This is a genomic window from Caulobacter sp. GW821-FHT09H08, from assembly GCF_059415885.1.
The window spans coordinates 188501-214367 of sequence record NZ_JBWKOC010000006.1; the positions used below are offsets into that span (position 1 = coordinate 188501).

General features: G+C 68.4%; 23 protein-coding genes and 1 pseudogene. 10 read left to right on the top strand and 14 right to left on the bottom strand.

What is annotated here, in order from left to right:
- Positions 1 to 4: 4 nt before the first annotated feature.
- The 5 genes and pseudogenes from AC07NN_RS20920 to AC07NN_RS20940 form a co-directional block, all read right to left on the bottom strand.
- Positions 5 to 99, bottom strand: a pseudogene (locus AC07NN_RS20920) (hypothetical protein); the annotation flags it as partial.
- Positions 96 to 746 (bottom strand): ABC-type transport auxiliary lipoprotein family protein, encoded by a 651-nt coding sequence (locus tag AC07NN_RS20925; RefSeq protein ID WP_494645405.1) that lies wholly within the window; start codon positions 744 to 746, stop codon positions 96 to 98. The pseudogene AC07NN_RS20920 and the gene AC07NN_RS20925, both read right to left, overlap by 4 nt.
- Positions 743 to 1681 (bottom strand): MlaD family protein, encoded by a 939-nt coding sequence (locus AC07NN_RS20930; protein ID WP_494645407.1) that lies wholly within the window; start codon positions 1679 to 1681, stop codon positions 743 to 745. Before AC07NN_RS20930 ends, AC07NN_RS20925 begins: the two co-directional genes overlap by 4 nt.
- A complete protein-coding gene (locus tag AC07NN_RS20935; RefSeq protein WP_494645409.1) occupies positions 1681 to 2517 on the bottom strand; it encodes an ABC transporter ATP-binding protein in 837 nt (278 codons plus the stop codon). The genes AC07NN_RS20930 and AC07NN_RS20935 overlap by 1 nt, the downstream gene beginning before the upstream one ends.
- Positions 2514 to 3629 carry an ABC transporter permease gene (locus tag AC07NN_RS20940; protein ID WP_494645412.1) on the bottom strand — a complete coding sequence of 372 codons (1116 nt, stop codon included), beginning with the start codon at positions 3627 to 3629 and terminating at the stop codon, positions 2514 to 2516. The genes AC07NN_RS20935 and AC07NN_RS20940 overlap by 4 nt, the downstream gene beginning before the upstream one ends.
- 258 nt (positions 3630 to 3887) lie before the next feature.
- Here AC07NN_RS20940 and AC07NN_RS20945 point away from each other — a divergent pair, with 258 nt between their 5' ends.
- Positions 3888 to 5450, top strand: coding sequence for a methyl-accepting chemotaxis protein (locus AC07NN_RS20945; protein WP_494645414.1), 1563 nt, complete (start codon positions 3888 to 3890; stop codon positions 5448 to 5450).
- Positions 5451 to 5488: 38 nt separating this feature from the next.
- Here the strand turns inward: AC07NN_RS20945 and AC07NN_RS20950 are convergent, their stop codons facing one another.
- A complete protein-coding gene (locus AC07NN_RS20950; RefSeq protein WP_494645416.1) occupies positions 5489 to 6541 on the bottom strand; it encodes a LacI family DNA-binding transcriptional regulator in 1053 nt (350 codons plus the stop codon).
- 166 nt (positions 6542 to 6707) lie between these two features.
- Here AC07NN_RS20950 and AC07NN_RS20955 point away from each other — a divergent pair, with 166 nt between their 5' ends.
- The 3 genes from AC07NN_RS20955 (at position 6708) to AC07NN_RS20965 (ending at position 9852) form a co-directional block, all read left to right on the top strand.
- Positions 6708 to 7964, top strand: coding sequence for an MFS transporter (locus AC07NN_RS20955; RefSeq protein ID WP_494645419.1), 1257 nt, complete (start codon positions 6708 to 6710; stop codon positions 7962 to 7964).
- A gap of 15 nt (positions 7965 to 7979) precedes the next feature.
- On the top strand, positions 7980 to 8786 hold the full coding sequence (locus AC07NN_RS20960) for a TrmH family RNA methyltransferase (protein ID WP_494645421.1): 807 nt from the start codon (positions 7980 to 7982) through the stop codon (positions 8784 to 8786).
- A gap of 73 nt (positions 8787 to 8859) precedes the next feature.
- Complete coding sequence (locus AC07NN_RS20965; protein WP_494645423.1) at positions 8860 to 9852, top strand: alpha/beta hydrolase; 993 nt, start codon at positions 8860 to 8862, stop codon at positions 9850 to 9852.
- Here the strand turns inward: AC07NN_RS20965 and AC07NN_RS20970 are convergent.
- A complete protein-coding gene (locus AC07NN_RS20970; RefSeq protein WP_494645425.1) occupies positions 9849 to 10571 on the bottom strand; it encodes a helix-turn-helix transcriptional regulator in 723 nt (240 codons plus the stop codon). The genes AC07NN_RS20965 and AC07NN_RS20970 overlap by 4 nt on opposite strands.
- 94 nt (positions 10572 to 10665) lie before the next feature.
- Here AC07NN_RS20970 and AC07NN_RS20975 point away from each other — a divergent pair, with 94 nt between their 5' ends.
- Together AC07NN_RS20975 and AC07NN_RS20980 are read left to right on the top strand one after the other, a co-directional pair.
- The gene (locus AC07NN_RS20975; RefSeq protein WP_494645427.1) at positions 10666 to 11394 is read left to right on the top strand and encodes a glutathione S-transferase family protein; all 729 of its coding nucleotides are present in this window, start codon (positions 10666 to 10668) and stop codon (positions 11392 to 11394) included.
- Between the two features lie 341 nt (positions 11395 to 11735).
- On the top strand, positions 11736 to 12518 hold the full coding sequence (locus AC07NN_RS20980) for a FadR/GntR family transcriptional regulator (protein WP_494645429.1): 783 nt from the start codon (positions 11736 to 11738) through the stop codon (positions 12516 to 12518).
- 113 nt (positions 12519 to 12631) lie between these two features.
- Here AC07NN_RS20980 and AC07NN_RS20985 read toward each other — a convergent pair whose 3' ends face one another.
- Positions 12632 to 15034, bottom strand: coding sequence for a TonB-dependent receptor (locus AC07NN_RS20985; RefSeq protein ID WP_494645431.1), 2403 nt, complete (start codon positions 15032 to 15034; stop codon positions 12632 to 12634).
- A gap of 344 nt (positions 15035 to 15378) precedes the next feature.
- On the opposite strand from AC07NN_RS20985, the gene kduI reads away from it, so the two are divergent.
- The 4 genes from kduI to AC07NN_RS21005 all read left to right on the top strand — a co-directional run bounded on the left by kduI (position 15379) and on the right by AC07NN_RS21005 (position 18663).
- The gene (gene kduI / locus AC07NN_RS20990) at positions 15379 to 16227 is read left to right on the top strand and encodes a 5-dehydro-4-deoxy-D-glucuronate isomerase (protein ID WP_494645432.1); all 849 of its coding nucleotides are present in this window, start codon (positions 15379 to 15381) and stop codon (positions 16225 to 16227) included.
- A 17-nt stretch (positions 16228 to 16244) separates the two neighbouring features.
- Positions 16245 to 17435 carry a glycoside hydrolase family 88/105 protein gene (locus AC07NN_RS20995; RefSeq protein WP_494645434.1) on the top strand — a complete coding sequence of 397 codons (1191 nt, stop codon included), beginning with the start codon at positions 16245 to 16247 and terminating at the stop codon, positions 17433 to 17435.
- A 31-nt stretch (positions 17436 to 17466) separates the two neighbouring features.
- Complete coding sequence (locus AC07NN_RS21000; RefSeq protein WP_494645436.1) at positions 17467 to 18222, top strand: FadR/GntR family transcriptional regulator; 756 nt, start codon at positions 17467 to 17469, stop codon at positions 18220 to 18222.
- A 114-nt stretch (positions 18223 to 18336) separates the two neighbouring features.
- The gene (locus tag AC07NN_RS21005) at positions 18337 to 18663 is read left to right on the top strand and encodes a DUF8776 family protein (protein WP_494645438.1); all 327 of its coding nucleotides are present in this window, start codon (positions 18337 to 18339) and stop codon (positions 18661 to 18663) included.
- A 9-nt stretch (positions 18664 to 18672) separates the two neighbouring features.
- On the opposite strand, the gene AC07NN_RS21010 is transcribed toward AC07NN_RS21005, so the two are convergent.
- The 6 genes from AC07NN_RS21010 to AC07NN_RS21035 all read right to left on the bottom strand — a co-directional run bounded on the left by AC07NN_RS21010 (position 18673) and on the right by AC07NN_RS21035 (position 25867).
- Positions 18673 to 20040, bottom strand: coding sequence for a DUF1501 domain-containing protein (locus AC07NN_RS21010; protein WP_494645440.1), 1368 nt, complete (start codon positions 20038 to 20040; stop codon positions 18673 to 18675).
- Between the two features lie 7 nt (positions 20041 to 20047).
- Positions 20048 to 21748 carry a DUF1800 domain-containing protein gene (locus tag AC07NN_RS21015; protein WP_494645442.1) on the bottom strand — a complete coding sequence of 567 codons (1701 nt, stop codon included), beginning with the start codon at positions 21746 to 21748 and terminating at the stop codon, positions 20048 to 20050.
- 75 nt (positions 21749 to 21823) lie between these two features.
- Complete coding sequence (gene virB11 / locus AC07NN_RS21020; protein WP_494645444.1) at positions 21824 to 22807, bottom strand: P-type DNA transfer ATPase VirB11; 984 nt, start codon at positions 22805 to 22807, stop codon at positions 21824 to 21826.
- Positions 22804 to 23928 carry a type IV secretion system protein VirB10 gene (gene virB10 / locus AC07NN_RS21025; RefSeq protein WP_494645446.1) on the bottom strand — a complete coding sequence of 375 codons (1125 nt, stop codon included), beginning with the start codon at positions 23926 to 23928 and terminating at the stop codon, positions 22804 to 22806. Before virB10 ends, virB11 begins: the two co-directional genes overlap by 4 nt.
- Positions 23925 to 24689 (bottom strand): TrbG/VirB9 family P-type conjugative transfer protein, encoded by a 765-nt coding sequence (locus tag AC07NN_RS21030; RefSeq protein ID WP_494645448.1) that lies wholly within the window; start codon positions 24687 to 24689, stop codon positions 23925 to 23927. Before AC07NN_RS21030 ends, virB10 begins: the two co-directional genes overlap by 4 nt.
- A complete protein-coding gene (locus AC07NN_RS21035) occupies positions 24686 to 25867 on the bottom strand; it encodes a TrbL/VirB6 family protein (protein ID WP_494645925.1) in 1182 nt (393 codons plus the stop codon). The genes AC07NN_RS21030 and AC07NN_RS21035 overlap by 4 nt, the downstream gene beginning before the upstream one ends.

A 25867-nucleotide genomic window follows, 5' to 3' on the forward strand; every position in this document is an offset into this window, starting at 1 on the left:
GTGATCCTCGCCCTTCGACAAGCTCAGGGTGAGGATCAAGGTCGGCTCAGTAGAAACCTCATCCTGAGCTTGTCGAAGGACGAGGTTTCGGCCCCTCAGCTCTTGAGGCCAGGCCCTGCGGCGTTGACCCAAGCCACCACCTCGCCCAGCACCTGCGCCACCGCCTGGTCATAGGCCGGGACGATCGCGCCCACGCGGTTGTCGGCGGCCTTCACGCGCGCTTCGAAGATCTGGTCGCCGACCAGGGCGCGGTCCTGGCTGCGGTTCAGCACTCCGCGCACCCGCACGACCACTTCCGGCGCAGCCTTGGGGCCGTTGACGTAGTCGGCCTCGAAGGTCCGCACCTCCAGACGCAGCATCAGGTCGGCCTTGGCGACCTCGCCGCGACCGATCAGGCGGGCGCGGCCGGGATCGTTCTCGAAGGCGCGGGCGGTGGCTTCCTCGAACAGCACGAAGGCTGGCGAGACCCACCGCGCGCCGGCCACATAGGCCACCTCGCCATTGGTGCTGGTCAGGATGCGGTCGCCGGCGGCGGCGCGGGTGAAGACCGTCGGTGTCTTCAGCACGCCGAACATCGTCCCCGGCGGTCCCTTGGCCACGCTGACCTGCGCCTCGCCGAAGCGGTAGAGGCCCACCGGCTTGGTCTTGGGCAGCAGGGTGATGCAGCCCGACAGGCTGACGGCCAGGGCCGCGACGGCCAGGGACCGCCCAAGGGTCTTGGCGACGGTACGGATCATCGGGCTCACGGCTTGACCTCCACTTCCTTGGCTGGGGCCTTGCCGACCACGCCGCGGGGGTTCTGTTCGACGTCGGCGACCAGCCGGTCCAGCGACTCGGCGGCCGACTGCAGGGTGACGATGGCGGCCGACAGCTGGGGCAGGCCGGTCGTCGCGAAGTCTGTGGTTGGGCCTTCCAGCTTGCTGACCATGCCGCGTGCGTCCTTGGCGGCGGCCTTCAGCTCGCCGGCGGCGTCGCCCAGCTCTTTCAGGGTGCGCTTGGCGTCGCCGTCGACCAGGCCGTTGGCGCTCTTGGTGAGCTCGGTGATCGACTGGGCGGTCTGGTCGATGCTCTGCAGCGCCTTCTGGGCGTCGGCGATGATCTCCTTGCGCTCGCGCAGTTCGGCGGTGACCGCCTGGACGTCGCTGAGCGAGGCGCTGAAGGTCTTGATGTTCTTGTCGGACAGCACGCGGTTGACGCGGTCCAGGGCCTCGATGGTGCGGGTCAGCACCGTGCCGCCGCCTTCCAGCAGGTCAGAGAGGGCGCTGCGCTGGCTGCGGAGCACGGGGACCTTGCCGTTCTTGACGGTGTCCTTCAGCAGCTCCTTGTCCGGCGAACCGGCGGTGATCTGGACGTAGTTGACGCCCGTGATGCCCTGCGGCTCCAGCGTGGCGTAGCTGTCGACCTTGATCGGCACGTCCGAGGTGACGCGGGCGCGGGCGATGACGCGGTTGGGATCGGTCTTGTCCAGCTCGATGCGCGCGACCTCGCCGACCTTGATACCGTTGAAGTGGACTTCGCCGCCTTCGGACAGGCCGCGAACCGGACCCACGAACAGGATGTCGTAGAGGTCGTAGTCGCGCGTGAAGCTGAGCTTGGCCAGCCAGACGACGAAGATCACCAGGCCCATGAAGAGCGCCAGCGATATGGCCCCCACGAGGGCGTAGTTGGCGTTTCTTTCCATCAGTAGTCGGTCCTCGCCTCGGCCGGATCCTCGGCAGTCGCGGCGGCGCGACCCCGGGGGCCCAGGAAGTACTGTTTGATCCAGGGATGATCCGAACGCTCGAGTTCGCGCACGGGCGCCACCGCCACGACCTTCTTGTCGGCCAGGACGGCGACACGGTCGGTGATGGCGTAGAGGCTGTCCAGATCGTGGGTGATCATGAAGACGGTCAGGTCCAGGCTGTCCGAGAGGTCCTTGATCAACGCGTCGAACGCCTCGGCGGCGATCGGGTCGAGACCGGCGGTCGGTTCGTCCAGGAACAGCAGTTCGGGATCCATGGCCAGCGCGCGGGCCAGGCCGGCGCGCTTGCGCATGCCTCCCGACAGTTCGGCCGGCTTCAGGAGCGCGGCGCGGGCGGGCAGGCCGACCATGGCGATCTTCAGGTCGGCGATCTCCTCGACCTCGCGCTTGGGCAGGCGGGTGTGCTCGTAGAGCGGGGCGGCGACGTTCTCGCGGACGGTGAGGTTCGAGAACAGCGCGCCCTGCTGGAACAGCACGCCCCAGCGCCGCTCGACCGACGACCACCGCCGGCGCGAGGCCGTGCGCATGTCGCCGCCGAACAGGCGCACCTGGCCGCCGTCGGGCTCCTTGAGGCCGATTATGGTGTTCAGCAGCACCGACTTGCCGGTGCCCGAACCGCCGACCACGCCCAGGACCTCGCCGCGCTCGACCTTGAGGTCCAGGCCGTCATGAATGGTGTTGTCGCCGAAACAGGAGACCAGATCGCGCACGTCGATCGGATGCTTCTCGGCCTCGGCCGTTTCAACGGAAGGCGCTAGCTCTGCGGGGCCGGTCATATGTCCAGCTCCATGTAGACGAGGGCGAAGACCGCATCGATCAGGATGATGGCGAAGATGGCGTGCACCACTGCGGCGGTCACACGCCGGCCCAGGGACTCGACGTCATTGCCGACTTCCATGCCCTGGCGGCAGCCGATCGCGGCGATCACCGTGGCCATCACCGGGGCCTTCGAGAGGCCGATCCAGAAGTGGGTGGCTCCCACGAAGTCGATGATCCGCTGCAGGAAGAAGGTCGGCGACAGGTCCAGCACGATCCAGACCACCAGCATGCCGCCCGCCAGGCCCGCGATGGTGGCCACGAAGGTCAGCAGCGGGATCGTGAACAGCAGGGCGGCGAAGCGGGGCAGGACCAGCGCCTCGTAGGGATCTACGCCCATGACCTGCATGGCGTCGATTTCCTGGTTCATCTTCATCGAGCCGATCTCGGCCGCGAAGCTGGAGGCCGAGCGGCCGGCCAGCAGGATGGCGGTGATCAGGATGTTGAACTCGCGCATCACCGAGATGCCGATCAGCTCGACCGAATAGACCTGCGCCCCGAACTCGGTGAGCATGTTGGCGCCCAGCAGGGCCACCACCGCGCCGATGAAGAAGGTCGTGGTCGCCACGATCGGCATGGCGTCCAGGCCCGCGCGCTCGCACTGGGCGACGATCGGGGCCCAGCGGATGCGGCGCGGATCGACGATGCTGCGTCCCAGGGCGACCAGCAGGTGTCCCAGGAACACCATGGTGCTGTAGCCGTCGGAGAACAGGCCGAAGACGCCGCGCCCCAGGCGATCAAGCAGGGCGTGGAAGCCGCCGGGGCGGACGGTAGGCTCCGGCTCGACCTGGATCGCGGCGGCGACCAACTCCAGCAGACGCAGCACTTCCCGGCGGGCCTGGACATGCTCCTGCTGCAAGCGATCGCCGGCGGCGCGGAGGATGGCGTAAGCGCCGGCCGTGTCGCAGCGATTGACGCCAGTGAGGTCCAGGGTGAGGGCGCTGGCCCCCGACAGGGCCTGGTCCAGGCGAAGGCCGGCGTCGAACAGACCCCGGGCGGTCCAATCCCCCGACAGGACCGCCAGCGTGCGGCCGTCCTGTTCGGTCAAGGTGAAGTCCGCCGGAAGCGCCATGAAGTCCTTGGGGGTTCTTGCCCGGTTATATCCAAGCCCCGCCGTGGACCTGACAAGTCCAAAACGCGCCAAGGCGCAGCTTGTTTCTATCGTAAGTCGAGAGCGTGGCCGAACGCCTGAAAAGCTCGGCCGTTCCGGTGCGTCCCCAAGACCGGTGCGTCCACGGGGCGCATCGCCTCGAACTTCAATCTTGGTTAACAGATTCCCGTCACGAACGTGGTCAACCAATCCTTACCATCGAGTCGGAGTACCGAACGCATGAGCGCGCACGCCAAGCTGGACAAGCGGATGGCCTTCATGCGCTTCGACGAGCGTTCGCGCTCGGCGCTGCGCGCGATCAAGCCGGTCATCGATGCCGAAATCTCGGGGGCTCTGGGCAAGTTCTACAGCCAGGTCCGCGTCTTCCCGGAAACGCGCGGCAAGTTCCGCGACGAGAGCCACATGGCCGGCGCCCAGCGCGCCCAGGCCGCCCACTGGCGCCGGATCGCGCAGGCCGACTACGGCGACACCTATGTCCGCGACGTCGAGCGCATCGGTCGCGCCCACGTCGAGGCCGACCTGGAGCCGCAGTGGTACATCGGCGGCTACGCCCTGGTGGCCGAAGAGCTGATCCGCGCGGTCATCGCCAAGCGCGCCAAAGGCATGTTCGCCAACGCCGCCAAGTCGGACGGCGAGCTGGCCGACGGCCTCTCGGCCCTGACCAAGGCCGTGTTCCTGGACATGGAACTGGCCATCTCCTGCTATCTGGAGCTTCTCCAGGAAGAGCGCGACGCCCTGGAGGCCGAGCGTGAAGCCGCCGAGCACCGCCAGGCCGTGGCCGTGAAGGCGATCGGCGAGGCGCTGTCGCGTCTGGCCGCCGGCGACCTGTCGGCTCGCGTCGAGGGTGACCTGGCTCCCGAATTCCAAGGCCTGAAGAGCGACTTCGAGCAGGCCGCCAGCGGTCTGGCCGAGGCCATGCGCGCGGTCGAGCATTCGGCCGGTGGCATCCGCGCCGGGGCCGACGACATCGCCCGCAGCGCGATCGACCTGTCGCAGCGCACCGAACAGCAGGCCGCGACCCTGGAAGAGACCGCCGCCGCCGTCGAGCAACTGACCAGCGCCGTCGGCAAGACCGCCAAGAGCGCCCGCGAGGTCTCCTCGCGCGTCGGCGAAGCCTCGGCCGAAGCCGAGCGCTCGGGCCAAATCGTCACCCGCGCCGCCGAGGCCATGACCAAGATCGAGGCCCAGTCGCAGCAGGTGAACCAGATCCTGGGCATGATCGACGAGATCGCCTTCCAGACCAATCTGCTGGCCCTGAACGCCGGCGTCGAAGCGGCCCGCGCCGGGGACTCCGGCAAGGGCTTCGCCGTCGTGGCGCAGGAAGTGCGGGCCCTGGCCCAGCGCTCGTCCCAGGCGGCCAGCGAGATCAAGTCGCTGATCACCGAGAGCAGCCGCCAGGTCAGCGAAGGCGTCGACCTCGTCGGCCAGACGGGCGAGGCCCTGCGCGGCATCCACGAAAAGGTCGGCGGCATCGACGAGTTGGTCAACGCCATCGCCGCCTCGGCCAGCGAGCAGGCCACGGCCCTGGGTCAGGTCAATTCGGCCGTGAACCAGCTGGACCAGGTGACCCAGCGCAACGCCGCCATGGTCTCGCAGTCGACCGAAGCCACCCACGCCCTGCGCGTCGAGGCCGCCGACCTGTCGAACCGCGTCAGCGCCTTCCGCCTTGGCTCGCGTCCGCAGACCCAGAGCTTCCAGTCGACCTATCAGGAACGTCCGGCCGACAATCCGGTGCACGCCGCCCGCGCTCGCGTGGCCGCGTTCGCGCGTCCGGGGCGGTAAGATTTAGATCTCCTCCCTCGCAAAGCGGGGGAGGAGGATCAGCGCGGCGGCGGGGCCGTCGAGGCGCGATGGATCAGTTCGAACGGCAGCAGTTCATCCACCGGCCGCTCGGGCGCTTCGTTGCTCTTGGCCCGCGCGATCAGCAGCTTGGCCGCCACCGAGGACATCTCCGCCACCGGCTGACGCACCGTCGTCAGCTGCGGCCGGCTGAAGCGTGAGCTGGGGCTGTCGTCGAAGCCCGCCACCGAAATATCGCCCGGCGTCATCAGCCCGGCTTCCGCGATCGCCGCGATGCAGCCCAGGGCCATGTCGTCGTTCGAGGCGAAGATCGCCGTCGGCCGGTCGGGCAAGGCCAGCAGCGCCTTGGCCTGGTCCAGGCCCGACTGGAAGGTGAAGTCGCCCTGGCGCACCCAGCTGTCGGTTACGGGCAAGCCGCGCGCCTTCATGGCGGCCAGATAGCCCTCGCGCCGCGCCTGGCTGGCGCCGTAGCGCGGCTCGCCGACGATGAAGCCGATGCGCTTGTGGCCCAGATTGGCCAGGTGCTCGGTCATCTCGCGAGCGGCGGCGACGTCGTCCATGTGGACGCGTGGGCCAGCGCCATCGGCGCGTTCAGGGCCGACGCGGACGTAGGGCGTGCCGGCCTTCTCGAGCAGTTCAAGCACAACTTCGTTGTCGCAGGACGGTGGCGTCAGGATCACGCCGTCGGGCTTCAGCGCCGCGAGGAAAGCGGCGACGTCCTGGCGGACCTGCGGGCCCTCGTGGTCGATCAGCTCGATCAGCAGGTGATAGCCGGCGTCGCGGCACTCCAGCGTCGCGCCCAGCTGGATGCGGCTGAGATAGTCCGCGCCGCGCTCGCTGCGCCAGTGGTCGATGGTCAGGGCCGCGTCGACGAAGACCGCGATGACGAACGAGCGCGACCCGGCCAGGCTGCGCGCCGACAGGTTCGGGCTGTAGCCGAGCTCGCCGGCCGCCTCGAGCACACGATCGCGCATGGCGGGCCGAACATTCGGCTCCTTGTTCATCACCCGCGAAACGGTCTTGATCGAGACGCCCGCCTTCGCGGCGACGTCGTAGATCGTCACCGAAGCCATCAGTTCGCCCCGACTTTCTTCAGACTCACGCCCATTGGGCTCAACCTAGAGCCTGTCGGCGTCAGATGGAAACTCCCTGCTTCACCCTACGGGAGGCCTTGTGTCGTCGAGAAGGGGCGGCCACTGTGATCCCAACGCGGCAAAGACCGTGCAAAGGGGAGGTGAGATGCGGCCTGACGACGGGGCGCGGCCCAAGGAGCCGGTGCGCGCGAGTTTCATCGCCGCCTATACCCTGGCCCAGATCGGGGCCTTCGTTTCATTCCAGCCCCTGCTGCAGGTGTTGCTGCCCTTGAAGGCGGCGGCGATCGACCCTGGCTCGAAGGCGGTGGTGCTGAGCCAGGTCGCCTTCTACGGCGCCATCGTCGCCAGCGTGGCCAACCTGCTGGCCGGGGCGATCAGCGATCGGACGACCTCGCGCTTCGGTCGTCGGCGGCCCTGGATGGTGGTCGGCGGCATCGGCGCCGCCCTGGCCTATCTGGCCATCATGCACGCCAAGACCCCGATGGCCCTGATCGGCGGGGTGATCCTGTTCCAGCTGACCTTCAACCTGTGCTTTTCGGCCCTGGTGGCCGTGATGCCCGACCGGGTGCCCGACAATCAGAAAGGCATGGTCGCGGCCTTCCAGAGCCTGGGGAATCCCATCGGCACCGCCGCCGGCGCGATCATCATCGGCGGTTTCCTGGTGGTCGAATGGCAGCGTTACGCCACCATCTCGGCCGCCCTGCTGCTGGGCCTCGCGCCTTTCGTCCTGAGCCTGCGCGATCCGCCCCTGTCCAAGGAGGAGGTGCCGCCGTTCAAGCTGCGCGAGTTCATCGCCGGCCTCTGGGTCAGTCCGCGCAAGCATCCGGACTTCGCCTTCGCCTGGGCCGGGCGGTTCATGGTGCTGGTCGCCCTGAGCCTGGTGCAGTGCTATATGCTCTACTTCCTCCAGGACGTGATGGACTATCCCAAGCTGTTCCCCGGCCGCCGCGCCGAGGAAGGGCTGGCGATCCTGACGACGGTCTCCACCATCTCCAACGTCGCCCTGGCCATGCTGGGCGGCATGCTGTCCGACCGCCTGAAGCGGCGGAAGTTGTTCGCGTTCGGCGCGGCCTCGGTGATCGCCGCCTCGATGGTGGTGTTCTCGCTGTCGCCCAGTTGGCCGGTGCTGGTGGCGGCCTATGTCGTGTTCGGCTGCGGCGCGGGCTGCTTCTGCGCCGTCGACATCGCCCTGGTCACCCAGGTGCTGCCGTCGCAGCGCGACGCGGGCAAGGACCTGGGCGTGATCAACTTGGCCAACACCCTGCCTCAGGCCCTGGCGCCGGCCCTGGCCGTCTGGAGCCTGGGCCCGACGCACGAGAACTTCCAGGTATTCTTCCTGATGGCCGCGGGCCTGGCCCTGGCTGGCGGTATGGCGATCCTGCCGATACGAGGGGTGCGCTAAGCCCCGAGGTTCGCGTTGCCCCAGTTCCACGTCGTCACCGATCCCGACGATCCCGCCGTCGCGCCCTTCCGGTCGATCAAGGAGCGTGACTTGGTGGGCCGCGAGGGTCTGTTCATCGCCGAGGGCGAGACCGTGCTGCGGGCCTTCGTCCGCGATGCGCCCGAGCGGATGGTCTCGCTGCTGATCGACCCGAAGCGCCAGGACAAGCTAGCCGATGTCTTCGCTGGCCTCCCGGACGAGATGCCGGTCCATCTGGCCCACCAGGCGGTGGTCGACGCCATCGCCGGCTTCCACCTGCATCGCGGCGTTCTGGCGATTGGAAGGAAGCCCGAACCCATTTCCGCCCGCGACCTGCTGGCCAGTCTGCCGGCCCGAGCGGTCGTGCTGGTGCTGTGCGGCATCGCCAACCACGACAACATCGGCGGCATCTATCGAAACGCCGCGGCGTTCGGGGCGGACGCGGTGATCCTCGACGCCGACTGCTGCGATCCGCTTTACCGCAAGGCCATCCGTGTCTCGGTGGGCGCGGCGCTATCCGTCCCCACGGCGCGACTGGAGCGGGGCGAGGACATCGCCGAGCTGTTGGCCGCGACTGGTTTCGAGGGCCTGGCGCTCAGCCCCTCGGCGACCGAGATCCTGGCCCGCCTCACGCCCGCTCCGCGTACGGCGGTGCTGCTGGGCGCCGAGGGGCCGGGCCTGACCTCCGAGGTTATGGCCAGGGCGCGAACCATCGGCATCCCGATGGCGAACGGCTTCGACTCCCTGAACGTGGCCACGACCAGCGGGATCGTGCTGCACCACTTGCGGTTCGCTGAAGGTTAGGAAACCGGTTTCCAAATCGCCCGAAGCGGCATTAGGGTCCCGCGACCACAACCCGTCAGAAGGCTTGGATCCCATGTTGAACCGTCGCGGCGCGATGACCGCCTTCGTCACTGGCGTCCTGGGATCGCTGGCCGCCCGCAACGCCGAGGCCGCCGTGGACAAGCCCGTGAAGGCTCCCAAGCCGCTCCCCGATCCCACCGAAGTCATCACCCTCTGGCCGAACGGCGCGCCGGGCGGGGAAGGCGTGACGGCCGAGGAGAAGATCGTCGACCGCACCGTGGCCGGCGGTCCCCAGGACCGCGCCCAGGTCCACACCCGCAAGCCGACCCTGGTCGTATTCCGCCCCAAGAAGCCGAACGGCGCGGCGGTGATGCTGATCCCGGGCGGCGGCTACGAGCGCGTGGTGGTCGACAAGGAAGGCTTCGAGATGGGCCGGTGGCTGTCGGATCGCGGCTACACCTGCTTCGTCCTGTTCTATCGCATGCCCGGCGACGGCTGGGCCGCCGGTGGCGATGCGCCCCTGCAGGACGCCCAGCGCGGCATCCGGGTCATTCGCTCCAAGGCCAAGGCGATGGGCTTCTCGCCCGATCGCGTGGCGATCATGGGCTTCTCGGCCGGTGGTCACCTGGCGGCCAACCTGACGGTGCGCTTTGACGCCGTGACCTACGCGCCGATCGACGACGCCGACCAGCTGCCGGCCAAGCCGAACCTGTCGGCTCTGGTCTATCCGGTCGTCACCCTGGATCCGGCGTTCGCCCATGGCGGCTCGCGCAAGCAACTGCTGACCAACATCAACACGCCCGAGCGCGCCCTGGAGCTGTCGCCCGAGCGGCAGGTGAGGGCGGGGTTGTCGCCTGTGTTCCAGGTCCATGCGGTCGACGACAAGACCGTGCCCGTCGAGAACACCATCGCCATGTTCGCGGCCCTGAAGGCCAAGGCGGTGCCGGTCGAAATGCACGTCTTCGAGGAAGGCGGCCACGGCTTTGGCCTGCGCTTCACGACCGACAAGCCCGTGGCGGCCTGGCCCAGCCTGTTCGAGACCTTCGCCAAGCGGCACGGGCTCTAAACGCAGCCTGCCTTCTCCTTGAGCTTCCAGGCGGCGATCTCGGCGTCGCGGAACTTGATCCATTCGCCGCGCAGCACCGCCGGCCGCTTGCCGTGGCGCTCTTCCAGGAACTCGGCGCCGACCACACGGTCGGTGCGGAAGCTGCGGAAGGCCTGACGCAGCTCGCACCAGGCGATGATCATGCGGATGGTCTCGCGATAGCCGACGGTCACCGGCCAGATCACGCGCGCGCTGACCGCGCCGGCTCCGTCGCTGTAATCCAGGCGGATCTTGCGGCCGGCGTGGATCCAGGCGCGGACCTGGGCGACGTCGATGCGGTCGGTCTCGGGCCGCCAGGCGGGCGAGGCGCCGATGGCCGGCTCCAGCACATACGGACGCAGGCGATCCGGCACGGCGGCGGCGATCTTGCTGATCAGGTCGTTGGCGGCCTTGGCCAGCACCGGGTCGCCACGCCCCGCCACCCACTGGGCGCCCAGCACCGCCGCCTCGATCTCGTCGGGGGTCAGCATCAGGGGCGGCATGTCGAAGCCGGCCTCCAGCACATAGCCGATCCCAGCCTCGCCCCGGATCGGCGCGCGCTGGCCGACCAGGGCGGCGATGTCGCGATAGACGCTGCGTTTCGAGGTCTCGAGCTCGGCGGCGATGGCGTCGGCGGTCACCGGCGCGCGACTGCGGCGCAGGATCTGAATGATCTGGAAAAGGCGTTCGGCGCGTCTCATGAGCTCGAATATCAGCGATCGCTACTGACAGCATGCTGGCAGTAGCCTGGCGGTAGCAAGTCGTCACCACGACATTCGAGATCGGAGAGGGACGATGATCACGCTGTTCGCCGCCGGAGCCGGGTTCGGGCTGCCCGAGATCAGCCCCTATGTGACCAAGACCGAGGTCCAGCTGATGATGGCCGGTCTGCGCTACAAGAAGACCAAGGGCAGCCGCGAGACCGCGCCCAAGGGTCAGCTGCCGTGGATCGAGGACGCCGCCCAGGCGATCGGCGACTCCACCTTCATCCGCGCTCACATCGAGCAGAAGTACGACGTCGATCTGGACATGGACCTCTCCGGCAAGGAGCGCGCCCAGGCCTGGGCCATCGAGCGGATGATCGAGAACCAGCTGGGCTGGGTGTCGACCTATTTCCGCTTCCTGGACGCCTCGAACTTCGCGCGTGGGCCCGGCCGCTGGTTCGACCAGGCGCCGGAGCATCTGCGCGACGATCTCCGCAAGGGTCTGCTGGAGGCGGTGGCGACCAATGTCCGCGCCGTCGGGGTGGGGCGTCACCTGCGCGAGGAGGTGGTCTGGCTGGGCAGCCTGTCGCTGCGTTCGCTGGACGAGCTGCTGGAGGACAAGGCCTATCTGATGCGCGACAGCCATCCGGTCGGCGTCGACGCCACGGCCTTCGCCATGCTGGCGGCGATCATGACGCCCTTCTTCGACTCGCCCCTGCGCCGGGAGGCCGAAAGCTATCCGCGCCTGGTCGACTATGTCGGCCGGATGATGGCCCAGTTCTATCCCGCTCACCCCTGGGGCCTGCGGCAAGCGGCGTAAGGATCGATAGCGCTACCAAATTGGTCGTACAAATCCGCTCAAAAATGAGATGATTGGTCAGGCCATTTTTCGTTGCATGCTTAGCCAATTTCGCTAGGTTGCGAGGGCGCGACGGAATGGAGCTCCACCTCCGTTCAATCGCTTGCTCGTCGACCACAGGCGCTGCGTAACTTGCGCCAACCTCCTCCCGGGGCGGACGACGATGGCGGCCGGAGTCCTTACCCTCCGGCCGCACCGCGCCTTGGTAAGGCCACTTCGTTCGCGGCGCCTTGTGACGCGGCGGGACGCGCGCTAGTCCTTTGGGACGCGCCGACCGTTGGCGCCTGTCTGTGGCCCGTAAGATGTCGACCCCTTCGCAGGACACCCCGTCCACGGACTCCGCCCGCCTGTACCAACAGGTGGCCGCGTCGATCAGTGGCGCGATCGCCGACGGGACCTATCAGCCGGGCCAGCGCCTGCCGTCCGAGCGTGACCTGGCCGACGAGTTCGGGGTCAGCCGCCCCACGGTCCGCCGCGCCGTCATCGCGCTGGAGATGCGCGGCCTGCTGGAGGCCAAGCAGGGCTCTGGCGTCTATGTCCGCCTCGACCAGCCGCCGGCGCCTGTGAAGGACCTCGATATCGGGGCCTTCGAGCAGGCCGAGGCTCGCCGCCTGTTCGAAGGCGAGGCCGCTGCCCTGGCCGCCACCCTGATCACCGACGAGGAGCTGGCCTATCTCGAGACCCTGGTCACCGAGATGAACAGCGACGCCTCGACCAAGGAGCAGTCCGAGCTGGCTGATCGTCAATTCCACATCTCCATCGCGGCCGCCACGCGCAACAACGCGGTGGTCCGGATCGTCGAGAACACCTGGGACCTGCGCTATCGCTCGCGGCTCTGCATGCAGATGCTGGAAAAGGCCCGGCACGTGCGCAAGCGGCCGCTGAAGGACGAGCACCAGGAGATCATCGAGGCCCTGCGCACCCGCGACCCCAAGGCCGCGCGCGGCGCCATGCAGGCCCACCTCGGCGGGCTGATCGAGAACCTGCTGCTGACCGCCGAACTGGAAGCCATCGAGCGCACCCGTGAAAGCCTGGCGGCCAAGCGCGAAGAGATCGCCCTCCGCGCCGCGAGCGCGGCGAAATAGGAAGAGCGCCGCGAGCGCGGCGAAGTAGGGCTCCCCACAAAAAAGGGGCCGGATCCACGAAGGGACCCGGCCGCAGGAGGGGGACCGAAAAGGGGGAGGAAGTCCGCCTTGAACTAGAAATTCACGTCCAGGCGGGCGCCGAAGTAGCGGAAGGCGTCGCGGCCCGGGAACCAGGTCTTGCCCAGCGCCGTCGGGATGGCCGGGTTGCTGTAGCCCGAGGTGCCGTTGCCCACGCCTTGGGCGTAGCGCTTGTCGAACAGGTTGTTGGCGAAGACCGAGACCTTGTAACGGTCCTTCAGGTCGTTGATGCCCAGCTTCAGGTCGACGATGCCGTAGGCCTTCTGGATCGTGCGCGGATCCTGGCTGAGCGAGAAATTGACGTCGTCCTGCCAGCGATAGGTGGCGCCGACGAAGCCCTTGAAGGGCATGCCGGGCAGGTCGATGTCGTACTGGCCGCCGATGTTGAACTTGAACTTCGGCACATTGTTCAGGCGCTTGCCGTGCAGGTTCTGCACGCGGCCGTTGGTGGTCGTCGTGCGGTAGCACTCGCCCGGCGCGCCGACATAGCCGGCGGGCTGCAGCGGCAGGTCGTTGGTGGCCGGCTGGGCGTTGTTGCAGGGGCCGTTCTTGAAGTCGATGACCGTCGCGTCGGTATAGGCGAAGGCGCCGTTGATGCGCAGGTTCGGCGTCAGCTTGGCCACGCCGTCCAGCTCGAGGCCTTGCGTGCGCAGCTGGCCGACGCTGTTCAGGAAGGTCAGGAACGTGCCGTCCGGCAGGAACGACGTCACCGAGGTCTGGAAGCCCTTGTAGTCGGCTCGGAAGACGGTGGCGTTGAAGTAGGCGCGACGGTCGAACAGGCTGCTCTTGAAGCCGACCTCGTAGTTCTTGGCCGTCTCGGGCGGCACCGGCATCTGGGCCGCGATCCGTGCGTCGAAGGTGCTCACCAGGTCGTAGGCCTGGCCCTTGTAGCCCGTCGAGAAGGTCACGAACGTCATGATGTCCGGCGTGACCTTGTACTGCGCGCCGATCTTGCCGGTGAAGGCGTCGTCCTGGTCGGCCTTGCCGAAGACCTGATGCGTGGTCGCCGCGCCGATGGCGGTGCTGGCGAAGATCGTCTTGTCGAAGTGGTAGCTGATCTTCTGCCGGTTCAGGCGACCGCCGCCGGTCACGCTGAGCCTGTCGGTCAGGTCCCAGGTGGCGTTGGCGTAGGCCGAGTAGTTCTTGTTGGTGCTCTCGGCCAGGTAACGGGCCAGCTGCAGCACCGGGCCGCGATCCAGGAAGCGGTCCAGCTGGTTCTGGGCGAACCAGAGGCCGGTCACGTAGCGGAAGCGCTTGTCGCCCGGCGAGGTCAGGCGGAACTCGTGGGTCCACGAGTCGGCGTGGAAATAGCCGTTGATATGCGCGCCGCTGTTGATGCCCGAGGGGCTGGCGACCGGGAAGCCCAGCAGGAACGGCACGTCGGTGCCGTCGATGTCCTGGAAGTCGACCATCTTCCAACGGTCGTGCGAGGTGATCGACGAGAAGGTGTAGCCCCGCATCCCCGAGCCTTCGCCGAAGTCGTAGTCGAGGCGGGCGGTCGTGCCGAACACATCCGAATTGCCACCGCCGATGCGATCGTCGGCGCGGATGAAGTGGTTGTTCTTGTCGATGGTGATGCCGCGCAGCGTCAGCGTGGTCGGGAAGCCAGGTTCGCCCTGGTACAGCAGGCCCGGCGTCAGCTCGGTGATCGGGCTGGTGCAGCAGGTCGAGACATTGTGGTTGTAGCGCGGGGCGACGCTGATCGTCAGGTTGTCGGTCGGCGTCCAGACGAACTTGGCCGTGGCGGTGAAGCCCGAGCTGCCGTTGACGTTCTTGCCGGTGGTCAGGTTCTTGACGTTGCCGTCGTAGTCGCTCTTCGAGACCGTCAGGCGCACCAGCAGGTCGTCGCGGATCGGTCCTGACACCGTGAAGCCGATGCGCTTTTCAGCGTCGTCGGTAGCCAGGACCATGGCCTTGCCCGAGAACTCGCGGGTGGGGGCGGCGGTGGCGATGTTCAGCACGCCGGCGATGGCGCTCTTGCCGAACAGGGTGCTCTGCGGACCGCGCAGGACCTCGACGCGCTCGACGTCGATCAGATCCTTGAAGGCGGCGGCCTGGAAGCCGACCGGTACGTCGTCGATGACCACCGCCACGTCCGACTCCACGGCGATGCCGTTCGAGAAGGTGCCGATGCCGCGCATGTTGATGCTGAAATTGCCCGGCTGGCTGCCGTAGTTGATCACCAGGCCCGGCGACAGCTTCACCAGGTCGCCCAGCTCGCGGACGTTGTTGCGCTCCAGAACGTCGGCCGTGACGGCGGTCACCGAGACCGGAACGTCCTGCAGGCGCTCGGCCCGCTTGGTCGAGGTGACGATGATTTCCTCCAACTGGGCGCTGTCGGTGTTGGAGGCCTGAGCCTGGGCCAACGCCGCCCCTGGGGCGGCCGCCAGCACCGCCGCCGCCGAGGAGGCAAGCAGCCAGAATCGCATGGTGTGCATGTCGTGGTCGTTTCCTGCTGTGCCCGTCGGTTCGTTGCCGGCGGTGAATTGGTATGCCCAACTGATGGCGCCTGGTCAGGCCACTTGTCAAGTAGCGTCGTTATCTCCGGTCATTTGGTCTGGGTGATTGAAATCATTGTCCAATCGGACAAAGGGCTAGCAAAACCGGGCTTGGTGACAACGTTGGACATGCGATGCCGACGTGTTCGGCCTTTACGGCGTGGCGTTCAGATTGGTAATGTCACTTCAGCAACCACAAACGAAACGGGGGGATGGATGCGCATCACGGAGCGACCGCCGATGGCGGCTGCCGGCGCCCGATCACCCCGAATCGGGATCAGTCGATGAGCGTTCAAATGGATTATCGCGAGAGCACCGACCGCGCCGGCATGAGCCGGATGACGGTGCGCGAGCTGCGCGACACCTTCGTCATCGACAGCCTGTTCCAGCCCGGCGTCCTGGGGCTCAGCTATCTCGAGATCGAGCGCGCGGTGGTCGGTTCGGCCGTGCCCGTCGGCGCGGCCCTGACCCTGCCCACCCACAAGGAGCTGGCCTCGCGGTTCTTCTGCGAGCGGCGCGAGGTCGGCGTGATCAATATCGGCGGGACGGGCTCGGTCACGCTGGACGGCGAGCGCTTCGACCTGGCGCGCCACGACAGCCTGTACATTGGTCGCGGCGTCGAGGTGGTGAGCTTCGAGAGCGACGATGCGGCGACGCCCGCCAAGTTCTATTTCGTCAGCTATCCGGCCCACGCCAGCCACCCCAGCAAGCGGGTCCGGCGCGAGGAGGCCCGCACGATCCAGGCCGGCGAGCTGACCACCGCCAACCGCCGGGTGATCCGCCAGGCGATCCGTCCCGGCATCGTCGAGACCTGCCAGCTAGTGATGGGCTTCACCGAGCTGGAGGACGGCAATGTGTGGAACACCATGCCGCCGCACACCCATCGTCGGCGCAGCGAGATCTACATGTACTTCGACGCTGCCCCTGGGCGCGTCATGCACCTGATGGGCGATCCGTCCGAGCCGCGCGCGGTGTTCATGGACGAGGGCGAGGCGGTGTTCTCGCCCAGCTGGTCGATCCACAGCGGCGTCGGCACCGCCAACTACAGCTTCGTATGGTCCATGGGCGGCGAGAACCTCGAGTTCGACGACATGGACGTCCTGGCCGTCTCCGATCTCGGACCGGGCGCGTAATCGAGGAGAGCCTTTCGATGACCTTCAAGACCCTCCTGAAGGCGGCCGCCGCCGTCGCCATCCTGACCGGCTCGGCCGCGCCCGTGGTGGCCGCGCCGAAAGCGGCTGTCGTCAGTGTCCCGGCCTCGGCGGTCGACGCCGCGGGCCGCAAGGTCGCGGCCTGGCAGCTGGGCCACATGGACAATTTCGACTACATCCCGGTGAACCAGTTCCGGAAGGACACTGCGGCCCCGCGCGACTGGGTCCAGGCGGCGTTCTATGTCGGCCTCTACACCTTCGCCGACGCGACCCAGGACCCGTACCTGACCACCGCGATCCTCAAGCACGGCGAGGCCGAGCAGTGGGGCTTCGACCACCGTCCGCGCCACGCAGACGCCGACGCCACGGGCGCGGTCTGGGTCTGGGCGGCGCAGCGCACCAAGGATCCCAGCAAGCTGACGCCGATCCGCGCCCGCTTCGACGCGGTGCTGGCCGATCCCTCGAAGGTCTCGCTGGACTTCACGCCCAAGCCGGCCAAGGGCGACCCTTACTGCCAGGTCCGCTGGTGCTGGAGCGACGCCATCTTCATGGCGCCCCCGACCTGGAACGCCTTGACCAAGGCGACGGGCGACAAGCGCTATCTGGCCCATTCGGACAGCGAGTTCTGGGCGACCCACGACTACCTGTTCGACAAGACCGACCACCTCTACTATCGCGACAGCCGCTTCATCACGCGCCGCAGCGACGCCGGTGCGAAGATCTTCTGGGGCCGTGGCAACGGCTGGGCCTTTGCCGGCATCGCGCGGATCCTGCAGGACCTGCCGGCCAACCATCCCAGCCGTCCGAAGTACGAGAAGGCCTTCAAGCAGATGGCCGCCAAGATCGTGACCCTGCAGGGCGCGGAAGGCTACTGGCCCGTCTCGCTGCTGGAACCGCAGAAGACGCCGGAGACCAGCGGCACGGGCTTCTTCGTCTACGGCCTGGCCTGGGGCGTGAACCACGGCTTGCTGTCGCGCGCCCAGTACGGGCCGGCGATCGACAAGGGCTGGAAGGCCCTGGAAGCGGCGATCGAGCCGGACGGCAGGCTGGGTTGGGTGCAGCGCGTCGGCGCGGCGCCGGACCAGGTTGGCCCGGACGACACCCAGCTGTACGGCGTCGGCGCGTTCCTGCTGGCCGCCAGCGAAGTGCGCAATCTGGCTCAAGCTTCCCAAGGTCAGACCAAGCGTTAAGATGGATTCTCAGAATCCAAAGCGAGCATCGATGCGCGGCGCGCCAGATCCCCAGAAGCTCTACCAGCAGGTGGCCCGTTCGATCGCGGCCTCGATCGCCGAGGGGCGCTACGTCCCCGGCGACCGCTTGCCGTCCGAGCGGGGGCTGGCGGACTCGTTCGGCGTCAGCCGACCGACCATCCGCGACGCGATGATCGCTCTGGAGTTCCAGGGTCTGGTCGAGGCCCGCCAGGGCTCGGGTGTCTATGTGACCGCGCGCGGCAAGGCCGAGGACGATGCGTCCGACGCCGAGGTCAGCGCGCTGGAGCTGACCGAGGCTCGCCGCCTGTTCGAGGGCGAGGCCTGCGCCCTGGCCGCCGCGGCCGTCAGTGACGAGCAGGTCGCCGCCCTGGAGCGCATGGCCCGCGAGCTGGCCTCGCTGGCCAGCGCGGAGGAGGCCGAGCGTCTCGAACACGACTTTCACCTCGCCGTGGCCCACGCCACGCGCAATGCGGCCATCGTGGCGGCGGTGGAAGAGATCTGGACCCTGCGTCGGCAGTTCTCCGATTGCGGCAACCAGCTGCGCCGCGTGCGGCTGGCCGATCCGCAGGTCTTCGCCGACGACCACCACCGCATCGTGGCCACCCTGCGCGACCGCGATCCGAAGGAGGCGCGGCGGGTGATTCACGAGCATCTGAACCGCACCGTCGAGGCCCTGCTGTCGATGGCCGAGCGCGACGCGCTGGAGCGGACGCGCCAGGAAATGGCCGATCGCCGCGACGAACTTCTGCGTCGCACCGCCATCTGACGTTGTCTTTCGCGCGCTCTCGTCCCGAAGCGCGATAATTCGCCGCACAAATCAAGGCCTTGCCGTCGTGGCGCGGCGCGTGTTGACCTTCGTCTCTGGAATCAGGGGGAAGTGATGTCGGAGAAGTTGGCGCCCGCGAGCGTTGAGACGGTGCTGAAGGCGATCTCTTCGGAGATGTCGATCGCGGCGGTGGCGTGCGGACATCTGGACGTGGCGCTGGGCAAGATGCTGGACATCGTGCCCGCCGAGCACCGCCTGTCGGTGCTGCAGGAACTGCATACGGTCGACCTGTTGGCCCAGCACATCACGGCGCTGACCGACTTCACCGGCAACCTGTCGCAGCAGCATGGCCAAGGCGTGCTGGAGGTCAACGACTCCCTCGGGGCCATCACCCTGGGCGACGTCGCCGCCCGTCTCCGGACGGCGATCGCGCCTGAATAGTCGGTCCGCCTAGCTGAACAGCGGCACGGGTCCGCGCCCGCCGCCGTTCCAGGTCGACCAGTTCGGGAACATGTAGGGCAGGTCCGCGGCGCTGACGCCGTACCACTGCGCGACGGCGCCGATGTACTCCTCGGTGGCGATCCCGGGGATCCAGCGGCCGTCGTTGGACGAGTCGTCCGCGCCGCCGAAGGTCAGGTCGGGATAGCGGCCGTGCACTTTGCCGGCCGTCACCGCGCCGCCGATCACCAGGTGGTTCGAGCCCCAGGCGTGGTCGGTGCCGTTCTGGCTGTTGCCTTTGAACACCCGGCCGAAGTCCGACATCGTAAAGGCCGTGACGTTGTCCTGCAGGCCCAGCGCCTTCATGGCGTTGTAGAAGCCGGCCAGGGCCAGCGACAGGTCCGCGTAGCTGGTGTTGTGCGACGCCAGCTGGCCCGTGTGGGTGTCGTAGCCGCCCTGGCTGACGAAGAAGGTCTGCTTGGCGTGGCCCAGGCTGCTGCGGGCCTCGATCATCCGCGCGGCGCGTAGCAGCTGGCGCGAGATGTCCGAGGTCAGGGTCGCGTTGTTGGCCGGGTTCACGAAGTACTTGTCGACGACCGAGGTGGTCGCCGAGACGACCGTATTGGCCGCCACCGCCTGGGCGTAGGCAGAAGAGATGCCCTTGCCGGTCTGCTCGGTCAGCGTCCCGTACGAAGCGCCATCGGCAAAGATGTTGAGCGCCGCCTGGCGCGCCTTGACCGCCGCGTCGGTGCTGGCGGCGTTGTAGCCGCTGCGGACGATGGTGCCGGTCGAGGGCAGGATCAGCGGAGCCGAGCGGTCGCCGATCAGGCACAGCTGCGAGCCGGCGATCGAGATCAGCGACGGCAGGCCAGTGGCGACGCCCGTGCGGTCGTTCAGGCGGCCCAGGAAGCCGTCCTTGTTCTGGGCGCGCATGCGCATGCCCTGCCACTGATTCTGCTGGTCCTCGTGGGACATCAGGCTCAGCGGCCGCAGGTCGGGACGGCTGGTGTAAAGCGCCTTGGTCAGCGGCTGCACCAGGGTGCCGGTGTTCAGCACCACGTTCAGCGCGCCTTCGTCCCACGCCGTCTTCAGCGAAGCGAAGGAGGCGTGCAGGCCGAAGGGCGTGCCGGTCAGCGGCACCAGGCTGCTCTGGGCCAGGGCGATGCCCGAGCCGCGCTGCTTGGCGTAGTCGGCGTAGCGGCTGTCGGTGGGCACCACCATGTTCCAGGCGTCGTTGCCGCCGAACAGGAAGACCCCGACCATGGCGCGATAGCTGCCGGTGTCGGCGGCCAGGGCGCTGGAGGCGCCGAGCTGGCCCAGGGCCGCCGCGGCCGAGCCGCCGGCGACCAGCTGCATGAGTTCACGTCGTGAGATGGCCATGGGACGCTTACCGATCGACTTGGAAGTGGGGGGACGAGGCGACGATGTAGAGCGCCGTCTGGGCGCGCTTGCGGGCCTGTAGAGCGGGGTCGTTGTTCTTGATGGCGGCCATGGCCGTCACCAGCGCCTGGCGCTGGGCCGGCGTCATCGCGCCGTTCAGCATCACCAGGTTGATCCGGTCGATGGTCTTGGCGTCGTCGGTTCCGTTGGCCTCCCAGCTGGCCCAGTTGGGGATCGAGCCGGTGGACCAGGCGATGACGGTCTGGGCCTTGTACTCGGTGCGCGTGGCGTCGCCGGAGATGGTCCAGTCGTAGATGAAGTTGTGACGATTGATCATCGTCGAGGTGGTCATCAGCTTGCTGACCGGGCTGAGCAGGCCGTCGCCTTGAGCCAGCGGGAATTCGTACGGATAGAAGTTGAACACGGACGGCGCGCGGAACGGCGCCTGGCCCAAGGCCGCATCGCGCGTGGTGAAGGCGTAGCCGTCGGTGGTGAAACCGATGGCGCGGGCCAGGGAGGTGGCCAGCAGCACCGGCTCCTTGACCTTGCCCGGCAGCTGCGAAACGACGCGCGCCTCGCTGTCGGTGTAGATCGCCTTGATCACGGCCTTCATGTCGCCGCGCACGCCCGAACCGTTGTTGGCGAACGCCGCCGCCACCCGCTCGACATAGGCCGGCGTCGGGTTGGCCACGGTGAGCTGCTGGATCAGCCGCTTGCAGATGTAGGGGCCGGTGTTGGGGTGGTTGAACATCGTGTCGACCACCGCGTCGACATTGACCTGTTGGGTGGCGTTGTTGGCGATCGACTTGCCCAGGAAGCTCTTGGCGCCGGTGTCGAAGCGCGCCGGGACCATGATCATCGGCTTGGACCAGTCACGGGCGTTGTTGTCCGTGATGGCGGCGTTGTTCAGGCGCGCATAGGTCCAGCCCGACAGGGCTCGAGCCACTTCTTTGACGTCGTTGTTGCTGTAGCTGGCGATGGCCGCGCCGGCGTTGTCGGTCTGGGGCGTGCCGTCCGGATTCAGCATCACCGTGCCGATGGCGAACAGCTGCATCAGCTCGCGAGCATAGTTCTCGTTGGGCTGGGTCTTGTTGCTGTCCGCCATGTCGAGATACTCGCCCATGTACGGGTTCACGGTGACCGCCGCGAGGATGTCCCGGTAGTTGCCGAAGGCGTTCGACATCAGGATTTCGTTGAACGTCGCCAGGCCCGAGGTGTTGTGCACGTCGATCTCGGACGCGACGATGATCTGGGACAGGGCGAAGGCCACCCGCTGGCGCAGCTGGTCCTGGCCGCCGATGGCGTTGGCGTAGAACCGCATCTGCATCGGCGTGGCCGTGAAGTTGTCGCGGTTGCAGTTGGTGGCGTCCTGGCCGGTCAGGCCCGAACAGAAGTTGGCCACCACCGCCTTGGAGCCCAGGTCGGCATAGGTGCTGCGCGGCGCGGCGAACTGGCTGTCCAGCCAGGCGTCGGCGGTCTTCATCGACACCATGCTGTTGATCAGCTCTGGGGTCGGACCAAACGAGGCCTGCTTGGCCAGGCGTCCGGCCTCGTCGGTGGTCATGCCGGTCTGCTCGACCGGAATCCCGAAGAAGCCGCCGCCCTTGTTCGAACTGGCGCTCGAACCGCTGGTGTTGTCGCCGCCGCTGCAGGCGGCGAGGAGGATCGAAAGGCTGAGCGCCGCCGAGCCTAGGAGTTTGGTACGCATGACAAGATCCCCGACGCGGAGCGAAGGGCCGCGCGCCTGAAGCTGGAAGACCAGGAAGTCCGGAAGGGGGTGTTTTCAGCGATCATGGAACGCCACCTCCCGGACGGTTCGGACGCCGTTCTGGCGATGCAATTGGACAAAGACGTCGACCACCCGCTCGACATGCTCGACCACGTCGGCGCGGCGAAGGTTGGCGCCGGCCTGCAGGGCCATCAGGGCCAGCTGGTCGACCGCGGCGGCCGGATCGTCGGCATGGACGGTGGTCATGGAGCCGGGGTGGCCGCTGGACACCGCGCGCAGGAAGCTGAAGGCCTCCGCGCCGCGCAGTTCGCCCAGGATGATGCGGTCGGGCCGCAGGCGCAGGGAGGCCTGCAGCAGGTCCTCGGTGGTGACGCGCGCCTCGCCCTGTTCGCCCCGCGCGGCCACCAGGCCGACGGCGTTGGGGTGCGAGAGGCGGATCTCGGGCGCGTCCTCGATCAGCACCAGGCGCTGGTCGAGCGGGACCTCCTTGAGGAGGGCGTTGAGGAAGGTGGTCTTGCCGGTCGACGTGCCGCCGCTGACCACGATGTTCTTGCCGGCCCGGACGGCGGCGGACAGGAAGCCACCGACATCGCCGGCGTCGAGCAGGGCGCGCAGGGCCGCATCCGGGCTGACAGCCGGCTTCAGGGTCTCGGCGAAGGCGCCGGCCTTTGCGTAGTCCGACAGCGACAGGTCGCTGACCACATGCTTGCGGATCGCCAGGGCCAGGCCGCCGCGCGTCGCCGGCGGAGCCACGACCTGCACCCGCGCGCCGTCGGGCAGCACGGCCGAGAGCAGGGGATGCTCGCGGCTGACGCCTTGGCTGGCCAGGCTGGCGACCTGACGGGCCAGACGCCACAGGTTGGTCTCGTCCAGGGCCGGGACCTCGACCCGCTCGGCCACACCGCCCAGTCGCTCGACCCACAGCTCGCCGGGACGATTGACGTAGAGGTCCGTCACCGCCGGATCGGCCAGCCACGGGGCCAGCGGGGCCAGATAGGCCTCGAGATAGACGCCGAGCTTCGGGGCGGGGGCGGTCAATTGCGCACCCCCGAGAAGTCCAGGTCGCGGGCGACGAAGATCGTCACCGGCGCGCCCTGGGTGGTCTTGATGGTCGGGGCGATGTTCTGGTCGCTCTGGGCGACGTTGCCGGCCAGGTTCGCGGCCTCGACCGCCGAGCCGATATAGATCTGCGAGCTGTTGCGAGCGTTGCCGACCGAGGCCACGCCGGCGTTCAGCACCGACATTAGGATCGAGCCGCCAAAGCGGTTGAAGAAGTGGCGGTCGACCTTGCCCTCCAGGCCGCCGCGACCCAGCGGGTCGGCGGCCGGAGACGCGATCTGGATCGAGACGCCGTCCGGACGGATCACCCGGGTCCAGATCACGAAGACGCGCGAGGCGCCCATGGCGACGCCGGACTTGTACTGGCCGATCACGCGGCTGCCGCGCGGGATCAGCACGGTCGAGCCGTCGAAGCTCTTGATGTCGCGGGTGACCATGGCCCGGGCCAGGCCCGGCAGGTCGGAATTGATCGCCGTCTCCATCACCGCCGGGATCACCGCGCCTTGCGGGATCAGGGCGTCGAGGTGGCGCAGCGTCGTGGCCTTGGCCGGCTCGGCGTCGCCGGCGCCGATGCGGTCGGCGAAGCGCTCGTCGGGGTTCAGGCCGCTGTCGGTGGCCGGCGCGGTCTTGGCCATCGGATTGGGGGGCTCGACCTGGGCGCTGGCCTTGATCAGGGCAGGCGCGCCGCCGAAGTCGACCACCAGGGTCGGGGCGCGGCGGCGCTGGTCCGGATCGACGCCGGGCGTTGGCGCGGGAGCCGGCGCGGCCATGGCCGCCAACTGGGCGGCGGTCGGTGGCGGCAGGCTGTTGTTCTCGGTGAACTGCGGGCCGGGGATGACGGCCACGGGCGCCGGGGGCGCAAGGGCGGCGGTCTGCGGAGCCGTGGCCACGACTTGAGGCGCGGGCGCCCTGGGCGCGGTGCGCTGGCTGGTCATCCACAGGAACACGGCCACGCCCAGCGCGCCGAAGCCGGCGAAGATCGCCCAGGTCGGCAGGCCGGCATGGGCGCGCGCGACCATGGGCTGGGCCTGGGCGTCGGCGGCGGCGAGGTCGTCGGCGACCTGGCGGGTCTGGCGGGGATCCAGGCGGGGATCGCTCATCGCGCGGCCTCCCCGCCGGCCGAGTAGGCGGCGTTGGTGACGATCAGGCTGGCCTTGCCCGAGCGGATGACGAAGCGCGGCGCCAGCTGGTCGACGACCAGGAAGCCGTCACGGACCACCGCATTGGCCAGGCCCTCGACGCCATCGGCGCCGACCACGAACACGGCCGGCAGGTCGGCCTGCTGCGGCCAGGCGAAATAGGTCGCCACGCCGTCGTCGAAGATCTTGGTCGGCTGGATGCCGGCGTCGCCCTTGGTGGTGTAGGCGACGTTGCGCTCGACCGGCGGGGCGGGTGGCGGGGGAGGCGGCGGCGGAACCGCCGTCACCAGCACCGGCTGCGGAACCAGGAAGCGCACGACGTAGGCCAGGTCCTTGTTCGAGGCCTTGGCCGGCGCGATGGCCAGTTCGAAGACGTAGCGGCGACGGTCGGTCACCACGGTCATGTTGGTGGCGGCCGTGCGGTCCAGCGGCTTGAGGAACAGCAGGTTGGCCTTCTTGTTCGGCGTCACCTGCCAGCCGAGGGAGTCGCCGATCGAGACGTTCTCGATGCGCTCGTCGGCGGCGAACTCCAGCATGGTCTGGATGCCGAAATAGCCAGTCAGGCGCACGACCTGGTCCGGGTCATAGACCACGGTGCGTATGCGCGGATCGACGGCGCCCGGGCGCGGGGTCTGGGTCGCCAAGGCCGGGGCGCCGACGAGGGCGGTTCCCAGGGCCAGGGCGGCGATCAGCGCGCGGGTGCGGGTGTAAGCGAAGGTCACTGGTCTCTCCGGGCGCCGGTGGCGGCGCGGCGAGGGGAGGGCGTGCGTCGGTGGCTGTGGCCCAGCGGGGCGCTCGATGCGGTGTAGGTGGCCTGGATGGTGTCGCCCCGGTCCGAGACGACGGTCAGCATGCGCGGCGAGATCGGGTCCGAGGAAGATGACATCGGGTCGCGGCGGTCCATGGCGATGGCGGCCGCGGCGATGGTGGCGGCGCGGCTCATCGGCTCGACCTGGGCCGAGGCGTAGCGCGGGGCCTCGGCGGAGGCGTTGCGACCGGCCCAGGCGGCGCCGGCCAGGCCGCGCGGCAGGCGCAGGCCGCCGGCGATGACGCCCAGGGCGATGACGGCCAGCACGACGACCAGGGCGAAGACCAGGCTCAGCACCAGCACCATCACCGCCGGGCTGGCGTCGAAGGCGGCGAACTGTTGGCCGGCCCTTGCCTCGGCCAGGGCGCGCAGGGCTGGGATCATCATCGCCAGTTCCAGCGACAGGGCCAGGGTGACCATCAGCGGCGTCAGGGCCAGGGCGATCATCGCCTTCAGCCAGCCTTCGACCAGGCCGCGGGTGGCCTCGAACAGAGCCAGACCGGCGATCAGCGGCGCCAGGGCCAGCAGGATCGCCAGCACCACCTTGCTGGCCAGCAGCACCCCCAGGGTCGACAGCATCAGTGTCATGGCCCCGGTATTCAGGGCGAAGGCCCCGAAGCCGGGCCCGCTCTGCATGGCGGCCGCGCCGGGACCGGCCCGGCTGGCCATCAGGGCGGCGGACTTCTGCAGGCCGTCGAAGGCGTCCTGGAGAACAGCGAACGGGTTGGACGGTTGGCCTTGCAGGCCGCCCAGCAACAGGCCGCCGACCTCGGCCGGGGCCTTGGTCAGGAGGTCGTAGACCAGGGTTTGGAACAGGCCCCAGTTGGTGGCCAGGGCCAGCACCACGCCGATCTTGATCACCGACAGGGTGGCGTCGCCGACGCGCAGGCCGCCTCGGCCCAGCAGCAGGCGATAGCCGATGAAGACCACGTACAGCGTCAGGAAGCCCGTCAGCAGCAGACCGACCGGCGAGCCCGGCGCCGACAGCACGCCATAGCCGGTCTCCGCCAGGTCATGCACCCGGCAGTCGACCGAGCCCAGCAGGCCCTCGACCAGCGAGGCGTCGACGGGAAGTTGCGCGCAGGCGGCCAT

Excerpts from the sequence above, each read along its gene's own strand:
- AC07NN_RS20970 (WP_494645425.1), bottom strand. The coding sequence starts at position 10,571 with ATGAGACGCGCCGAACGCCTTTTCCAGATCATTCAGATCCTGCGCCGC.
- AC07NN_RS20975 (WP_494645427.1), top strand. The coding sequence starts at position 10,666 with ATGATCACGCTGTTCGCCGCCGGAGCCGGGTTCGGGCTGCCCGAGATC.
- AC07NN_RS21005 (WP_494645438.1), top strand. The coding sequence starts at position 18,337 with ATGTCGGAGAAGTTGGCGCCCGCGAGCGTTGAGACGGTGCTGAAGGCG.
- kduI (WP_494645432.1), top strand. The coding sequence starts at position 15,379 with ATGAGCGTTCAAATGGATTATCGCGAGAGCACCGACCGCGCCGGCATG.
- AC07NN_RS20935 (WP_494645409.1), bottom strand. The coding sequence starts at position 2,517 with ATGACCGGCCCCGCAGAGCTAGCGCCTTCCGTTGAAACGGCCGAGGCC.
- AC07NN_RS21010 (WP_494645440.1), bottom strand. The coding sequence starts at position 20,040 with ATGGCCATCTCACGACGTGAACTCATGCAGCTGGTCGCCGGCGGCTCG.
- AC07NN_RS20995 (WP_494645434.1), top strand. The coding sequence starts at position 16,245 with ATGACCTTCAAGACCCTCCTGAAGGCGGCCGCCGCCGTCGCCATCCTG.
- AC07NN_RS20930 (WP_494645407.1), bottom strand. The coding sequence starts at position 1,681 with ATGGAAAGAAACGCCAACTACGCCCTCGTGGGGGCCATATCGCTGGCG.
- AC07NN_RS20965 (WP_494645423.1), top strand. The coding sequence starts at position 8,860 with ATGTTGAACCGTCGCGGCGCGATGACCGCCTTCGTCACTGGCGTCCTG.
- AC07NN_RS20945 (WP_494645414.1), top strand. The coding sequence starts at position 3,888 with ATGAGCGCGCACGCCAAGCTGGACAAGCGGATGGCCTTCATGCGCTTC.
- AC07NN_RS20980 (WP_494645429.1), top strand. The coding sequence starts at position 11,736 with ATGTCGACCCCTTCGCAGGACACCCCGTCCACGGACTCCGCCCGCCTG.
- AC07NN_RS21015 (WP_494645442.1), bottom strand. The coding sequence starts at position 21,748 with ATGCGTACCAAACTCCTAGGCTCGGCGGCGCTCAGCCTTTCGATCCTC.
- AC07NN_RS20955 (WP_494645419.1), top strand. The coding sequence starts at position 6,708 with ATGCGGCCTGACGACGGGGCGCGGCCCAAGGAGCCGGTGCGCGCGAGT.
- AC07NN_RS20940 (WP_494645412.1), bottom strand. The coding sequence starts at position 3,629 with ATGGCGCTTCCGGCGGACTTCACCTTGACCGAACAGGACGGCCGCACG.
- virB10 (WP_494645446.1), bottom strand. The coding sequence starts at position 23,928 with ATGAGCGATCCCCGCCTGGATCCCCGCCAGACCCGCCAGGTCGCCGAC.
- AC07NN_RS20985 (WP_494645431.1), bottom strand. The coding sequence starts at position 15,034 with ATGCACACCATGCGATTCTGGCTGCTTGCCTCCTCGGCGGCGGCGGTG.
- AC07NN_RS21035 (WP_494645925.1), bottom strand. The coding sequence starts at position 25,867 with ATGGCCGCCTGCGCGCAACTTCCCGTCGACGCCTCGCTGGTCGAGGGC.
- AC07NN_RS21000 (WP_494645436.1), top strand. The coding sequence starts at position 17,467 with ATGCGCGGCGCGCCAGATCCCCAGAAGCTCTACCAGCAGGTGGCCCGT.
- AC07NN_RS20950 (WP_494645416.1), bottom strand. The coding sequence starts at position 6,541 with ATGGCTTCGGTGACGATCTACGACGTCGCCGCGAAGGCGGGCGTCTCG.